Consider the following 14,741-nt stretch of genomic DNA (forward strand, 5'->3'; position numbering starts at 1 on the left):
GCGGAATCGGGTGCGGACGTCCGGGTGAGCGCGTGCGCGGGCCGGGGCGCGGGCGCATCGTTCTAGAGGACCCTGGCGAAGGAGCGCCGCATGCCGAGTCTGGACTGGAAGACACCCGTCGCGGGAGCGCCGTGCTGGGTGAGTCTCACGACCCACGATCTGCGGGCCGCGCGGACCTTCTACGCCCGGGTGATGGGCTGGGAGTTCCACGACAGCAGCCTGGGCGACGATTTCGTCCTGGCGTCTGCGCACGACAGGCCGGTCGCCGGCATCGGCTGCCCGGGCGGTGGCCCGCCTCCGGCCTGGATTCCGTACTTCGCGGTGGCGGGCGCGGACGGTACGGCCGACCGCATCCGGGAGCGCGGGGCCACGCTCGCCGTGGGTCCGCTGCCGCTGGGCGAGGGGCGGGCGGCGATCGCCGCCGACCGGGAGGGTGCCGTCTTCGGGTTCTGGGAGGGCCCGGCCCCCGTCTGGGCCGACGGGCCGCGCGCCCCGGCCAGGGTGGATCTCCAGTCGCACCACGCCTTCGAGGCGGCCATCTTCTACGCGGAGGTCTTCGGCTGGGCGAAGCCGCGGAGCAGGTGCGCCGTGGACTACGCGGAGGACCGCGTCCTCGTACGGGCGGGCGGGCACACCGTGGTGACGCTGCGTGGCGGCGGGGTGGACAACGCCACGGACCCCAGGGTGCGGGCGCGCTGGATCGTGGACTTCCTGGTCCCCGACAGCGAGCGGGCGGCGGAGGCCGCGGTGGCGGCCGGGGGCGAGGCGACGCCGGTGGACGGGCTGCCGGGGACGGCGTTCGTGCTCTGCGATCCGGAGGGCGCGCTCTTCACGGTCTCGGATCGCTGACCGGCTCGGTGTGAGGAAACCCACCAGCACCCGAAATCCCTTGCGGCGCCTGGGCTTCCGGGGCTTCGGAGCGGGGCGGGCGAGCGCCCCGGCCGGTGCCTCGGCACGATGTTTGTGAAGATGAAACGCGCCGACGGGCAGTTGTCCGTCGGCCTTTCGCAGCCGAGGCATTACCGAGACACCGTTCCGTAATCCGACGCGTGCTGCTCCACCGCCCCCGTCGGAAATGTGCTCCCCCGTGCCTCCTGCCGCCTCCGTTACCGAGTCCGCCCGGAAGACGCGCCGCCGCGACAGCAGCCCCTGGCGCTGCCTGGCCGTGCCCAGCATGCGCTGGTGGTCCGCCGCCAACCTGGTGTCGAACACCGGGGCGTGGATGCAGCTCACCGTGCAGAACCTGCTGGTGCTCCAGATCACCGGTTCGGCCGCGGCGACGGGCCTGTCCCTCGCCGTCCAGGCCGGTCCGGGACTGCTGCTCGGGGTCTTCGGCGGTGCCGTGGTGGACCGCTGGCCGCTCAAGGTCACCGCGGCGGTCAGTCAGGCGGTGCTCGCCGTGATCGCGTTCTCGACGGCCGCCCTGATCGGGGCCGGGCTGCTGAACATGCCCGTACTGCTCGTCCTCGCGGCGATCACCGGCATCGTGAACACCATCGACGGGCCCGCGACCTCACTCCTCGGCAACGATCTCGTGCCCCGGACGGATGTGCCCTCGGCCATCGCGCTCGGTTCGATGGTGCACAGCGCCGGCCGGCTGGCGGGTACCGCGCTGGCCGCCGTGGCCGTCGGAACGCTCGGCACCGGGTCGGCGTACGTGGTCAACGGCATCTCCTTCCTCTGCGTCACCGCGGTCATCCCCTTCCTGCGGCCCGCCGGGGAGGCGGCGCCGGTCCGGCGACCGTCCCCCGGGAAGCGTCCGGCCCCCGCGCGACGGCCACCGGCCGGCGGGGACGCACGGGCCGGGGTGGCCTACTTCCTCGGGAAGCCGGGGCTGGTCGCCCTGGCCGGGATCACCGCGGTGAGTTCGATCTTCGGCCGGAACTACCAGCTGACGCTCGCCGTGCTGGTCATCGGCCCGCTCGGCGCCGACGAGAGCGACTTCGGCACGGTCTCCACCGTGCTGGCCGTCGGCGGCATCCTGGGCGCCGTGGTCGCCGGGCGGCTGCGCAACCCGACCGTGCGCCTGGTGGGCGTCCTCGCCGCGTGCGGCGGGCTCCTCCAGGTCGTAGCGGGCCTCTCCCCCGGGCTCATGGTGCTCATCGCCCTGGTCATCCCCATGGCGGTCGTGGAGTCCGTGTCCGACACGGCCGGGTCGACCGTGCTCCAGACCGAGCCCGAGCCCGAGATGCGCGGTCGCGTGCTCGGCGTCTGGCGCAGCGCGAGCACGGGATGGCAGCTGGCGGGCCCTCCCCTGCTCGGGCTGCTGGTCGAGTTCGCGGGCGCCCGGGGCGCGCTGGTCGCCGGCGGGCTGCTGATCGCCGGCGCCATCGCGGCCGGCGGGCTGCGCGGCCGCGTGGTCGCTCGGAAGCGGGCCGGGGCGGACCGGCCCGTCCTGCCCCAGGAGCCGGTGGCCGCCCCGGTGCCCGTGCCCGCGCTGACGCCGGTCGCCTGAGCCGGAGGCCGTCGGCCAGATGCGCGGCGCGCGCATGTTTGAAGGTGATTTGTACGGGAATGGGCCAGGGGTGCTTCGGACCAGAGGCGCGCCCGTGGGAGCTTCGCTCCGGGTGCCGCCTGTCCGGCGGAGGCTTCCACGGCGGTTCTGACAGGCGACGCCGAGGAGTGAACACCATGGCCGGTGCCCGACAGACTGTCCCCGCGCGACACCAGGACGTACCGGCGGAATCGGCGTCCTTCCACCGTCTGCGGGCCCTGCCCGACGGCCCCGAGAAGGACGAGCTGCGCCGCGCGACCGTCTGCGCCTGGCTCCCCATGGCCCACCGGCTGGCCTCGCGCTTCCGCGACCGCGGTGAGCCGCTGGACGATCTGCGCCAGGTGGCGGCGATCGGCCTCGTCAAGGCGGTCGACCGGTACGACCCGGGGCGCGGCAAGGCGTTCGAGACGTACGCCATCCCCACCGTGGTCGGCGAGCTCAAGCGCCACTTCCGCGACCACACCTGGGACGTCCATGTGCCGCGCCGGGTCCAGGACCTGCGCAACCAGGTGCGGGTGGCCCGCCGCGACCTGGCCCAGACGCTGGGCGGACGGCTGCCGACCGAGGCCGAGATCGCGGGCGTGACAGGGCTCTGCACCGAGGACGTCCGGGCCGGTCTGGAGGCCCTGGACAGCTACCGCACGCTGTCGCTGGACGCCGAGATGCCCAGGGCCGACGACGGGTCCTGCCTCGCCGACACCCTGGGGCTGTGCGACCACGCGCTGGACGTGGCGGTCGACCGCGAGGCCGTGAAGCCGGGGCTGCGCAGCCTGCCGGAGCGCGAGCGCACCATCCTCTACCTGCGGTTCTTCCGCGACATGACCCAGGACCGGATCGCCGAGACGCTGGGCCTCTCGCAGATGCACGTCTCCCGGCTGATCGCCCAGTGCTGCGCGGAGGTGCGCAGGCAGGCGCTCCAGGAGACGGCCGGTCAGCCGACGTAGCGCCGCGCGGTCCCCTGCCGCTGCGCCCGCTCCAGGGCCGCCAGCCGCCGTTCGATCTCGGGTGGTACGGGCCTGCGCTGGCGCAGCACCCAGGGCAGGCCCCGCCCGGCACGGGCGAAGGCGCGCAGCGAGGCACGGTCCCGGGGCACGGTGGTCAGCAGGTAGAGGGTGCGGCGGAGCGCGGAGCCGGCCGGGCGGCGCAGCCAGGTGAACCAGAGCGTGTTCCGCAGTCCGAGGACGCGCCGGGCGGTGCTGTCGCGGACGGTGGACGCGGCGTGGTGGATGACCATCTCGGGGACGTACGCGAGCCACCAGCCGGCCCGCATCAGGTCGGTGGCCATCAGCTCCTCCTCGCCGCCGAGCCAGAGCCCCGGGTGGAAGCCGCCGGCCTCCCGGAACGCCTCGGTGCGCATCACGGTCGCCGCCGCGAGGAACGAGCCGATCGCGGGGCCGGGGAGCCAGGGCGGACCGGTCAGCGGTGAGTCGCGCAGCTCGGCGACCACGGGGTCGTCCTCGCCCGCGGGCTCGACCACGATCCGCGCGGTGACAGCCGCCAGGCGCTCGTGGGCGTCGAGCCGGTCGGCCGCGATGCGCAGGGCGCCCGGGTCCCACCAGGTGTCGTCGTCGCAGAAGGCCACGTACGGGGTACGGACGTGGCGGACGGCCAAGTTCCGGCCTACGGCGCCCAGGTTCCGGCCGGGGGTGAGCAGCCGCACGTCCGGGAAGTCCCGTGCGACGGCCTCGGCCGTGCCGTCCCGTGAGGCGTTGTCCGTGACGACGACGGCCGGCCGTTCCGGGAGCCGGCTCAGCAGGCGCAGGGTACGCAGCAGCTCGGCGCGGCGGTCCCGGGTGATGATCACCACCGTGACCCGGGGGTCGGGTGCGGTCGGGGCGCCGGGGCTCATGGGCCGTCTCCGTTCGACAGGGCGCTCTCCAGGAGCTGGATCTGGCTCTCGACCCAGGGCGGCAGCTCGCTGCGCCGGCGCAGAGCCGCGGGGAGCCGTGCCAGGGCCTGGCCCAGGGCGGGGCCGGCGCCGGGCCGGCCGCGGGCCCAGGCGCCGGCCAGCCGGGCGGTCTCGCGCAGGGCGACCGGGAGGGGCCGTCGCAGCCAGGCCGTGAGGAGCGAGTTGCGGAGCACGGCGATGGTGCGACCGGGCCGCTCCCCCGGGTCGGGGCCGTGGTGGGCGACCAGGGTGGGTTCGTAGACGACGCCCCAGCCCGCGGCCGTGAGGTCGTAGGCGAGCAGGGTCTCCTCCGCGCCGAAGAAGAGGAGGCCGTCGTAGCCGCCCGCGTCGAGGAAGGCGGAGCGGCGGACGACCGCCGCGCAGCCGAGGAAGCCCAGCACCGGCGTTCCGGGCAGATCGGCGCGGCCGGGGAGCGGCGAGGCGGCGAGTACGTGGTTGAGCGGGTCCGGTTCGCCCGTGGGGTGGACCAGGGTGCGGGAGGCCAGCAGGCCCAGCTTCGGGTAGGTGTCGAAGAGGGCTTCGGCGGTCTTGAGGGCGCCCGGCTCCCACCAGGAGTCGTCGTCGCTGAAGGCCACGTAGGGGGTGGTGGCCCGGCGCGCGGCGAGGTTGCGGCCGAGGGCGCCGGTGTTGCGGCCCGGGGAGAGCAGCCGGGCTCCGCCGGGGTGGCGCCGTACCGCCTCGCCGGTGCCGTCCGTCGATCCGTTGTCGACCACGAGTACGGGCGGTCTCTCCGGCAGGGCGGCCAGCCGGTCCAGGGTCCTGAGCAGGCTCTCCCGGCGGTTCCGGGTGATGATCGCGACGGTGGTCCTTCCCTCCCGGCCGGACGGTTCCGGGGTCGGCTCAGCCATGCCCGGCCGCCTCCTTCGCCGCCCCGCCCCGGTGCAGCGCGGCGAGGGCACTGCCCAGCACCTCGTCGACGGTGATGCGCAGGAGCAGCGGGTCCGGGGTGGCGGCGTGGGGGTCGCCGGGCGGGCCCGGGTGCCGGAGCGCGGTGTGCCGGCGGTCCGGGGGCGGGCCCCAGAGCGAGGGCGGGACCGGGCCGAACAGGGTCACGGACCGGGTGCCGTGCGCGTAGGCGAGGTGGGCGGGCCCGGTGTCGCCGCTGACGAGGAGCGCGGCGTGGGCGACGAGCGCGGAGAGGCCGTCGAAGGTGAGGGTGCCCGCGAGCACGTCGGCGGGGCCGAGTCCGGCGCGTCCGGCGACCTCGGCGCACAGCTCCTCCTCACCGGGGCCGCCGCTGACGACGACGCGGTGTCCGGCGTCCCGGAGCGCCGCCGCGACGGCCGCGTAGCGCTCGGCGGGCCAGCGGCGGGCCGGGGCGTCGGCGCCGGGGTGGAGGACGACGGCGCCCGGTGCCGCGGAGGGCGCGGCGGGCGGCGGCACGCGGACGTCCGCCGGGTCGGCGGGGATGCCGTACGCGGTCAGGAAGCGGCACCAGCGCAGCCGCTCGTGCTCGTCGCGCCGCCAGCGGGGCGGGTCGGGGTGGTCCGCCTCGGGGCGGGCGAAGGAGAGCGTCCGGCCCGGTCCGAGCGCGGCGAGGGCGTCGTGGCTCAGGGGCCCGTTGCCGTGCAGGTCGATGGCGACGGCGGGCGGCGGGCCCGGCCAGTGCTCCAGGGAGGGGACCTGGCGGCCGTTCTCGGGCGTGGCGAAGTGGACGTCCACGGTTCCGGTGGCCCGGACCGCCGCCGCCAGGCTGCCCGGAGCGGCGAGCACCGTCTCGTACTCCGGGAAGGCGCGTCGTACGCCCCGCAGCGCCGGCACCGCCGCCAGCAGGTCGCCGAGGCCGAGGGCGCGCAGGACGAGGACGGCCGGGCGGGTCTCGGCCACCCGGCTCACCGCCGGGTCGGGGCGCCGGGTCGGCCGGCGGCCCGCTCGGCCAGGCGGGTGCTGGAGCGTCCGTCGAGGTAGGGCAGGAGCACCACCTGCCCGCCCCAGCTCTCCACGAGGGCGGTCTCGGGGAGGTCGGTGAGGGCGTAGTCGCCGCCCTTGGCCCAGATGTCCGGGCGGAGTTCGTCCAGGAGGCGTTCGGGGTGTCCTCGTCGAAGACGGCGACGGCGTCCACGCAGTCGAGTGCCAGCAGGACGCGGGTCCGGTCCTCGGCCGGCACCACGGGCCGGCCGCCGCCCTTGCGGCGCCGCACGGAGGCGTCGGAGTTGACGCAGACGACGAGGCAGTCACCGGCCCGGCGGGCGGCCTGGAGGAGTTCGACGTGTCCGGCGTGCAGCAGGTCGAAGCAGCCGCCCGCGGCGACGACGGTGCCGCCGCGTTCGCGGACGCGGCGGACGAGTACGCGGGCGTCGCCGGGCGTGCCCCGGTCGTCGGCGGGCCGCGCGGACCGGAGCACCGCGTGGGCGCCACCGGCGGAGACGAAGCGGGCGGCGGCCTCGACGGCCTCGCGGACGGCGAGTTCGACGAGGTCGCCGTCGGCGAGCCGCCCGGCCACGGCGACGGCGAAGCTGTCCCCGGCGCCGCAGCAGTCGCCGCTCGCCCGCCAGGGGGCGGGCACCAGCAGCGGGGGGCCGCCGCGCGACAGCAGGGCGCCGTGCTCGCCGAGGGTCACCGCGACCGAGGCGATCCCCCACTTCTCCAGCAGGGTCCGCGCGTCCGCCGACGCTTGGCGCAGGACATCGCGGTGGCCCTCGGGGCGCGCCGGGGCGGCGGGCCCCGGCTCCGCAGCGAAGCGCCGGGCCTCGGCGGCGGCGGGGGTGGCGAGCCGGGTCCCGGGGACGGGCGGGCCGCCGGCCGGGTGCGGGTCCCAGACGACCGGGATCCGGGCGGCCCGTGCGGTCAGCGCCTCGCGCAGGACGTCGGCGGTGCCCCGCCCGTAGTCGGCGACGAGCACCGCCCCCGCGTCCGCGAGCGCCTGCTCGGCTTCGGGCGACGGGCCTGCCGCACGCCCGTGCCCCTCGTCCAGGCGCAGCAGGGGCCGCCCGTCCGCCATGAGCCTGGTCTTCCGCGCCAGGGGGCCGTCCAGCGGGAGTTCCACGAGGTGGACGCGGTCCGCCAGCAGGTCCCGTACCGCCTGGGACGCCTCGTCGTCGCCGAGGGCGGTGACGAAGGTGGTCTCCCGTCCGCCGGCGGCGGCGAGGCAGGCCGCCAGGGCGGCGCCGCCGGGCCGGGTGCGGTGCTCGGCGTCCGCGACGACGGGGACGGGCGCGTCGGGGGCGAGGCGTTCGGCACGGCCCGAGACGTCCTGGTCGAGCAGCGAGTCGCCGACGATCACGAGGGGTGCGGGGCGCTTCACGAGGCGTCCTCCTCGGCGGGGGTGCCCGCCACCGGGCGGGCGGCGATCTCGCGGTCGAAGCTCTCGCAGATCATGTGGACGGCGACGAGGTGGAGTTCCTGCACGGTGGCCGATCCGGCGGCCTCGACGCACAGCGACTCGTCGCTCGTCGCGGCCAGCGGGTTGGGCTCGGGCCCGGTGAGGGACCAGACGGGCATGCCGATGCGCATGGCCTCCTGGGCGGCCTCCAGCAGGTTGGCGCTGGCGCCGCTGGTGGACAGGAGCATGAGGATGTCGCCCCGGCGGCCGTGCGCGCAGGTCTGCCGGGCGAACACCTCGTGCACGCCGTAGTCGTTGGCGATGGCGGTGGTCGAGGAGGTGTCGGCGTGCAGCGCGATCGCGGAGTAGGCGGGGCGGTCGTCGCGGTAGCGGCCGACGAGTTCGGCGGTGAGGTGCTGGGCCTGGGCGGCGCTGCCGCCGTTCCCGGCGACGAGGAGCCGGCCGCCGTCGGACAGGACGCGGGCCAGGGTCTTGCCCCAGCGTTCGGTGACGCCTGCGGAGCGGCGGAAGGCGGGGAGGGCGCGGGCGAGGTCGTCGCAGTGCTGGCCGGGGGCGATCAGCTTCATCGGGCCACCTCCGAGGGCTGGGGGGTGCGGACGAGTTCGGCGTAGACGCGGGAGACGCCGTCGGTGACCTCGTCCCAGGTGAACCGGGCGAGCGCGTGGGTGCGGCCGGCCGCTCCGTATCGGGCGCGCCGGCCGGGGTCGGCGAGCAGGTCGCGGACGGTGGCGGCGAGGTCGTGGCCCTCTTCCTCGGGCGGGACGAGCGTGCCGGTGACACCGTCCACGACGGTGTCCAGCTGCCCGCCGACGGCGGTGGCCACGACGGGGGTGCCGCAGGCCATCGCCTCGATGGGGACGATGCCGAAGGGTTCGTAGCGGGGCAGGGACAGCAGCAGGTCCGCGCTGGACATGAGAGGGGGCATCAGACCCTGCGGTACGCAGCCGAGGAGCCGCACCCGTTCGGCGACCCCGTACTCGGCGGCGACCTTGCGCAGGCGTTCCGCCTCCGGGTCGGCGAACAGCAGCGGGGCCTCCGGGCCTCCGGCGATGAGGAGTTCGGTGCCGGGGATGCGGGCGAGGGCCTTGATGGCGCGGTCGAAGCCCTTGCGGGGAACGAGCCGGCCGACGGACAGCAGCCGGTGCGGGGCGCCGGGCGTCCGGTCGGCGAGGGGCACCGGGGCGAAGTGCTCGGTGTCGACGCCACAGGGCACGATGCTGATCCGGGAGCGGGGGATGCCCATGGCGGTCAGCTCGTTGAGTTCGTCCGCGCAGGTGGCGATGATGCGGTGGGCCTCGCGGCCGATCCGGGTCTCGATGTCGACGCGCTCGGGAGGGCTGGTGTCCTCGCTCCCCTGGTGACGCCTCTTCACCGTGCCGAGGGCGTGGTAGGTCTGCACGACGGGGACCCCGGCCTCGCGGGCCCCGGTGAGGGCGGCCAGGCCGGACATCCAGAAGTGGGCGTGGACGACGTCGGGGCGGTTGAGCCGCCACAGCCTGGCCAGGTAGGCGCCGAACTCCGGCATCCAGGCGAGCAGGTCGTCCTTGGGCACGGTCGTCGGCGGGCCCGCCGGTACGTGGACGACCTTCACGCCGGATTCGGTCCGGACGAGGGTCGGTTTGTCGGGCCGGTCGCGGCGGGTGTAGACGGTGACGTCGTGTCCCCGGCGGGCCAGGCGTGCGGCGAGCTGGGCCACGTACACGTTCTGTCCGCCGGCGTCGGGGCCACCGAGTTCGGCGAGCGGGCTGGCGTGCTCGGACACCAGGGCGATCCGGGCGGGTCGCTCCATGGGCTGCGTCATCGCGTGACCTCTTTCATGAGTCGGTCCCAGTCGTCCAGGAAGCGCTGGACCCCGTACCTGGCCCGGGCCGCTTCCCGGGCCAGGCGGCCGGTGTGCTCGGCGTGGGCGTGGTCGGCGGCGAAGTGGCGCAGGGCGTAGGTGAGGACCTCGGGCCGGTTGGAGACGACCCCGGCGCCGGGTGGCACCGCTTCGCGCACTTCCGTGGTGCCGAGGGCGACCACGGGCATGCCGAGGAACATGGCTTCCAGCAGGGAGAGCCCGAGCGAGGTCCACCGCACCGGGTGCAGGTAGACCCGGCGGTGGGCCATGGCCCGGTGGAGTTCGTCCTGCGGGAGGTCGAAGGTGCGGCACTGCGCTCCGGTGAGGCCGAGGTGGGCCGCAAGTCCCTCCGTACGCATGCCGAAGACGTCCAGCGGAACGGCGGCGGCGAAGGCGGGCAGCAGGTCGGTGCCGGTCGTACGGGCGCGCCGTACGGGCTCGTTGACGACCACGGCGGCCCGGGGCTCGGTGCCCGTCCACTGGTGGCCGGGGTCGATGATGCCGTGTTCGATGACGCCGGTCGGGGCGCGGCCGTTGTCCCACATCAGGCGGTTGAAGTGGGTGACGTGGACGACGGGGATGTCGGACCGGTCGGCGAGCGTGTGCCGGGTGCCCACGGGCGTCTCGTGCGGGCTGTTGTGCTCCACGTACACCGCGGGCACGTCCCGGCCGGGTCGTCGGCCGGTCCACTCGTGGGCGAGCTCGATCTCGTGCGGGCGTTGCAGGACGACGAGGTCGATGTCGGCGTCGCGGAGTTGGGCGGGGGTGCGCTCCTGGACGGATGCGGGCCAGTCCCAGGTGCGGGCGCGGCCGAGCCCGTCGGGCCCCCGGTCGGGGGTGACCGGCACCAGATAGGTGTGCGGGCCCTGCACGAAGGAGGTCAGCCACGAACCGTGGACGTGCCAGATGAGGATGTTCACGCTCTCTCCTTCCGGAGCTTGTGCACCGCGCTCACCACGTCGTGCGCGGTGACGTCGTTGAGGCAGGGGTGGCCCGGCACCGGGCAGTGCAGGGCCCTGGTGTCGGCGCAGGGGGCGCGCTGGTCGCCGAGGAGGACGAAGGGCACGCCGAAGGGCGCCCAGCGCGACGCGGGCACGACGGGCGCGAAGAGCGAGACGACCGGGGTGCCCACGGCGGCGGCGAGGTGGGCGGGTCCGGTGTTGCCGCTGACCACGGCGTCGGCGTGGCGCAGCACCCCGGCGAGGGTCCGGGGGCTGGTACGCCCTCCGAGGTCCACGGCCACATCGCCGCTGACGAAGCGGGTGAGGCCGGTCTCGTCCGGTCCTCCGGTGACGACGACGCGGTGCCCGGCGTCGGCCAGCTCCTGGACGGCTTCGGCGTGCCTGCCGGGGTCCCAGGCCCTGGCGGGGGCGCTGGCGCCGGGGTGGACGACGACGTAGGGGCCGTTGCCGGTGAGCGCGGCGGTGTCGGGCGGGGGGAGGACGCGCAGCCGTCCGTCGTCGCCGGCGGGGAGGGTGAAGCCCATGGCGAGGGCGAGGTCGAGGGCCGCCTCGGCCTCGTGCCGATCGGGAAGCCGCTGGTGGCGTACGTCGAGCAGCCGTCCGGGATGGTCCACGCTGTCGGCGCCGATCCGGGCCACTCCGGCCATGCGCAGCAGCAGCGCCGTCGGCAGCGGGCTCTGGTGGAACGAGGTCAGGACGAGTGCGGTGTCGTACGCGTTGCCGCGCAGGGTGGTGAGCAGGCCGGGGATGTCCGCCTCGTCCACCGGCGGCGGGTGGGTGCCCTCCCAGGGGGCCTGCCAGACGACGACCTCGTCCACGCCGGGGAGCAGCCGGGCGGCGGGTTCGCCCAGCGGCCCGCAGACCATGGTGACGTGCGCGGCGTGCGCGGCCACCGCCCGGACGGCGGGCCCGGCGAGCAGCACGTCGCCGAAGCTGTCGAGTCGTACGACGAGCGCCCTCATGCGGTCCGCCCCTGCACGCGGGCGGCCGTCCCGGCGGGGTGGGGGCGGGCGAGGAGCCTGCGGACGGCGGTGAGGAGGTCCGGCGCGGGGTCCGTCTCCGCCCGGGTCTCCTCGGGCCTGGTCCGCGCGTTCGGTACGAGAATGCCTTCGGCGCCGGCGGCCCTGGCGGCGAGCACGTCCGCCGCGATGTCGCCGATGACGGCGCAGTCGCCGGGGCGGACGCCGAGCCGCCCGGCGGCCTCGACGACCAGGCCGGGCAGGGGCTTGCGGCAGGGGCAGCCCTCGTCGGGGCGGTGCGGGCAGTAGACCCAGACGTCGAAGGGGCCGGTCAGCTCGTCCACGCGGGCGTTGACCCGGCGGACCTCGTCGTGGGTGAGCAGTCCGCGTCCGATGCCGGACTGGTTGCTGACGACGCCGGTGGGTATGCCGGCCTCGCGCAGCAGCCGTACCGCGTCGGCCGCCCCGGCCACGGGCCTGACCAGCTCCGGGTCGCCGTTGTACGGGACGTCGTGGACGAGGGTGCCGTCCCGGTCGAAGAGCACGGCGCCCGGCCGGGTGGGCGACGGTCCGCCGGGCGGGGCGGTGCGGCAGGGCCGGGAGCTCATCCGGTGCCTCCCCAGGCGGCGGCCCGGCGGTGGCGTATGCCGCCCAGGCCCCGGTGCAGTACGGCCAGCGGCGGGATGACGACGCTGGTGGAGAGCATGGTGGCGACCTCGGCGCCGGTCCGGGGTCCCGGTGCGATGCGGGCCCAGGCGAACTCGGCGGTCCCGGCGGCCCACAGCGCGCCGACGACCGCCGCCGCCCGGCGCCGTCCGGACAGGGCCAGCGCGGCGGCGGCCAGTCCGGCGGCGGTGACGGCGAAGTGGGCGGGCAGCCTGCCCCGGGGGGCGTCGGCCCTGGTCCACCAGTCCGGTCCGTGGAGGCGGTTCATCAGGGCGTCGTCCGCGTTGCCGCGCTGGGTGCGCACGGAGACCCAGCGGTCGGCGGGGCGGACGGGGTGCAGGGTGGAGCGGGTGCCCCGGGCCAGCGTCCAGCCGCCGCTCATGAGGCGCAGGGCGAGATCGGCGTCCTCCCGGAAGGCGCGCGGGAAGCGCTCGTCGAACCCGCCGGCCCGGCGCACGGTCTCCGTGCGGTAGGCCATGTCGGCGGTGGCCCAGGCGGCGTCCTCCAGGCCCGCCGTGCAGCGCTCCCAGTCGGTGGGTCTGCGGTCGTCGGGCAGCGGAACGGTCAGCCGGCCCTGGACTCCGGCCATGCCGGGTCCGGCCTGCCCCAGGTCGTGGGCGAGCAGCGCTCCCCAGCCGGGGCGCACCTGGACGTCGTCGTCCAGGAAGACCACCCAGGGCGTGGCGACCTGGCGCAGCCCGGTGTTGCGGGCCGCCGCCGGGCCCCGGCCGCCCGTGGTGAGGACGGTGACGCGGTCCGCGAGCGGCCCGGCCGGGGTGAGGTCGAGCGGGGTGTCCGGGGCTGGGCGGTCGTCCACGAGGAAGATCGCGCGCGGCGGGGGGACGGCGGCCTCGGCGAGGGCGGAGAGGCAGGCGCCGAGGCAGGGGCGGCCGATGGTGGGGATGACCACGGAGTAGGGGTCGGCGGTCGGCGCGTCCCGTGTCCCGTCCGGCGCGGTGGTCGTCACGCGCTGTTCCGCGTCTCCGGCCGTCATGTGAACGCCTTCGAGCGGCGGACGATGAAGGGCCCGATGGCCAGCAGGTCGACGGGCGCGGACCCGAAGCACTCCAGCGCCTCGCGCGGGTGGTCGACCATGGGCCGGCCCGCGGTGTTGAGGCTGGTGTTGACGACGACCGGCAGCCCGGTGCGTTCCTCGAACGCCGCGAGCATCCGGGCGACCAGCGGCTCCGAGGCCGCGTCCACGGTCTGGATGCGGGCGGTGCCGTCCACATGGACGACGGCGGGGATGCGGGGTTTCCACTCCTCGGCGACCTCGTGCACGAAGAGCATGTACGGGCTGGGCATCGGGCCGTCGAACAGTTCCGCGGCCCGTTCGGCCAGCACCATGGGGGCCACCGGGCGGAACTCCTCGCGCCCCTTGACCGCGTTCAGCCGTTCCAGGTTCTCGGCGCGCCCGGGGTGGGCGAGCAGGGAGCGGTGGCCGAGCGCCCGGGGGCCGAACTCGCTGCGCCCCTGGAACCAGGCGACGACGCCGTCCTGCGCCAGCTCCTCGGCGACGGCCGCGGCGACGTCCTCGGGCTCCTCGAAGGGCAGGGCCGCCGTTTCGAGCATGCGGCGCAGTTCCTCGTCGCTCCAGCCCCGGCCGAGGGCGGCGGTGGTCATCGGGGTGACCGGTCCGTGCTCGGCGGATACGTGGAGGGCGGCGCCCAGCGAGGTGCCCGCGTCACCGGCGGCCGGCTGGACCCACACCTCCTCGAAGGGCCCCTCGCGGTGGATGCGGGCGTTGGCCACACAGTTGAGGGCCACCCCGCCGGCGAGCGCGAGGCGGGTGGCCCCGGTCCGTTCGTGGAGCCAGGAGGCCAGGTGGAGGACGGTCTCCTCCAGGCACCGCTGGGCGCTGGCCGCGAGGTCCGCGTGCTGCTCGGTGTAGGGGCCGCCCGGCCGGCGGGCCGGTGCGAACTCGCTCCACGGGACGCCGGAGGCGCGGAAGCCGCCGCCGTCGGTGTGGTGGACGTACTCGGCGAGCCGCTGCGCGAAGACCGGCTTCCCGTAGGAGGCGAGGGCCATCACCTTGAACTCGTCGCTGCTGCGCAGGAATCCGAGGTGCTCGGTCAGCTCCTCGTAGAACAGGCCGAGTGATTCGGGCAGCGGCTGTGTGTTGAGGATCTCCAGGGCACCGCCCTTGTAGTGCCCGGCGAGCTGGGAGGCGCACTCGCCGCGCCCGTCGAGGACCAGGACCGCGCGGTCGCCCGGTGGGGCGGCGAGTCCGGCGGAGGCGGCGTGGGCGACGTGGTGGGGGACGAAGCGGACCTTGTCCGGGTCGAGGCCGGGCAGGGCCTCGGCGAGGAATTCGGGGGCCCGCCGGGCGTAGGTCTGGCGCAGCTCGTCCCAGGGGTCGTGGAGCCCCATCCGCTCGGCGGGCAGCGCCAGTTCGGGGTCGTACGAGTACGCGACCGCGTCCAGGTCGGCGGGGTCGAGGCCGGCGCTCTCCAGGCACCACCGGGCGGAGAGCTCGGGCAGTTCCCAGGCGGAGAACGGTACGGGGCGCTTGCCGTGCTTGCGCCGGCTGAAGCGTTCCTCCTCGGCCGCGGCGACGGTCGTGCCGTCGATGACCAGAGCGGCCGAGGGGTCGTGGAAAAGGGCGTTGATTCCGAGCACGCGCATGCG

At 75.8% G+C, this 14,741-nt stretch carries 13 protein-coding genes and 1 pseudogene; 3 read left to right on the plus strand and 11 right to left on the minus strand.

Features of this window, described 5'->3' with window-relative positions; all coding sequences use genetic code 11:
* The first annotated feature begins 90 nt into the window (after positions 1 to 90).
* The 3 genes from NEH16_RS01895 (at position 91) to NEH16_RS01905 (ending at position 3,438) form a co-directional block, all read left to right on the plus strand.
* Positions 91 to 849 (plus strand): VOC family protein, encoded by a 759-nt coding sequence (locus NEH16_RS01895; RefSeq protein ID WP_265538662.1) that lies wholly within the window; start codon positions 91 to 93, stop codon positions 847 to 849.
* A gap of 325 nt (positions 850 to 1,174) precedes the next feature.
* A complete protein-coding gene (locus NEH16_RS01900; RefSeq protein WP_374215710.1) occupies positions 1,175 to 2,455 on the plus strand; it encodes an MFS transporter in 1,281 nt (426 codons plus the stop codon).
* A gap of 176 nt (positions 2,456 to 2,631) precedes the next feature.
* Positions 2,632 to 3,438: a SigB/SigF/SigG family RNA polymerase sigma factor gene (locus NEH16_RS01905; protein ID WP_265538666.1), complete on the plus strand. Its 807-nt coding sequence runs from the start codon at positions 2,632 to 2,634 to the stop codon at positions 3,436 to 3,438.
* Here NEH16_RS01905 and NEH16_RS01910 read toward each other — a convergent pair.
* From NEH16_RS01910 to NEH16_RS01960, 11 genes and pseudogenes are all read right to left on the minus strand, one after another.
* Positions 3,426 to 4,343 (minus strand): glycosyltransferase family 2 protein, encoded by a 918-nt coding sequence (locus tag NEH16_RS01910; RefSeq protein WP_265538668.1) that lies wholly within the window; start codon positions 4,341 to 4,343, stop codon positions 3,426 to 3,428. The genes NEH16_RS01905 and NEH16_RS01910 overlap by 13 nt on opposite strands.
* A complete protein-coding gene (locus NEH16_RS01915; RefSeq protein ID WP_265538670.1) occupies positions 4,340 to 5,251 on the minus strand; it encodes a glycosyltransferase family 2 protein in 912 nt (303 codons plus the stop codon). The genes NEH16_RS01910 and NEH16_RS01915 overlap by 4 nt, the downstream gene beginning before the upstream one ends.
* Positions 5,244 to 6,230, minus strand: coding sequence for a glycosyltransferase family 9 protein (locus NEH16_RS01920; protein WP_343299503.1), 987 nt, complete (start codon positions 6,228 to 6,230; stop codon positions 5,244 to 5,246). The genes NEH16_RS01915 and NEH16_RS01920 overlap by 8 nt, the downstream gene beginning before the upstream one ends.
* A 5-nt stretch (positions 6,231 to 6,235) precedes the next feature.
* Positions 6,236 to 7,647: pseudogene (gene rfaE2, locus NEH16_RS01925) on the minus strand (D-glycero-beta-D-manno-heptose 1-phosphate adenylyltransferase).
* Positions 7,644 to 8,252: a D-sedoheptulose-7-phosphate isomerase gene (locus NEH16_RS01930; RefSeq protein ID WP_265538675.1), complete on the minus strand. Its 609-nt coding sequence runs from the start codon at positions 8,250 to 8,252 to the stop codon at positions 7,644 to 7,646. The pseudogene rfaE2 and the gene NEH16_RS01930 overlap by 4 nt, the downstream one beginning before the upstream one ends.
* Positions 8,249 to 9,487 carry a glycosyltransferase gene (locus NEH16_RS01935; RefSeq protein ID WP_073967144.1) on the minus strand — a complete coding sequence of 413 codons (1,239 nt, stop codon included), beginning with the start codon at positions 9,485 to 9,487 and terminating at the stop codon, positions 8,249 to 8,251. The genes NEH16_RS01930 and NEH16_RS01935 overlap by 4 nt, the downstream gene beginning before the upstream one ends.
* On the minus strand, positions 9,484 to 10,446 hold the full coding sequence (locus tag NEH16_RS01940) for a glycosyltransferase (RefSeq protein ID WP_265538679.1): 963 nt from the start codon (positions 10,444 to 10,446) through the stop codon (positions 9,484 to 9,486). Before NEH16_RS01940 ends, NEH16_RS01935 begins: the two co-directional genes overlap by 4 nt.
* Positions 10,443 to 11,450, minus strand: a complete 1,008-nt coding sequence (locus NEH16_RS01945) for a glycosyltransferase family 9 protein (protein WP_265538682.1) — start codon at positions 11,448 to 11,450, stop codon at positions 10,443 to 10,445. The genes NEH16_RS01940 and NEH16_RS01945 overlap by 4 nt, the downstream gene beginning before the upstream one ends.
* Positions 11,447 to 12,055 (minus strand): D-glycero-alpha-D-manno-heptose-1,7-bisphosphate 7-phosphatase, encoded by a 609-nt coding sequence (locus NEH16_RS01950; protein ID WP_265538684.1) that lies wholly within the window; start codon positions 12,053 to 12,055, stop codon positions 11,447 to 11,449. The genes NEH16_RS01945 and NEH16_RS01950 overlap by 4 nt, the downstream gene beginning before the upstream one ends.
* Complete coding sequence (locus NEH16_RS01955) at positions 12,052 to 13,107, minus strand: glycosyltransferase family 2 protein (protein ID WP_265538686.1); 1,056 nt, start codon at positions 13,105 to 13,107, stop codon at positions 12,052 to 12,054. Before NEH16_RS01955 ends, NEH16_RS01950 begins: the two co-directional genes overlap by 4 nt.
* Positions 13,104 to 14,738 carry a carbamoyltransferase family protein gene (locus NEH16_RS01960; protein ID WP_265538689.1) on the minus strand — a complete coding sequence of 545 codons (1,635 nt, stop codon included), beginning with the start codon at positions 14,736 to 14,738 and terminating at the stop codon, positions 13,104 to 13,106. The genes NEH16_RS01955 and NEH16_RS01960 overlap by 4 nt, the downstream gene beginning before the upstream one ends.
* Positions 14,739 to 14,741: the final 3 nt, after the last annotated feature.

It is taken from the genome of Streptomyces drozdowiczii, from assembly GCF_026167665.1.
GTDB classification, from domain to species: Bacteria; Actinomycetota; Actinomycetes; order Streptomycetales; family Streptomycetaceae; genus Streptomyces; species Streptomyces drozdowiczii_A.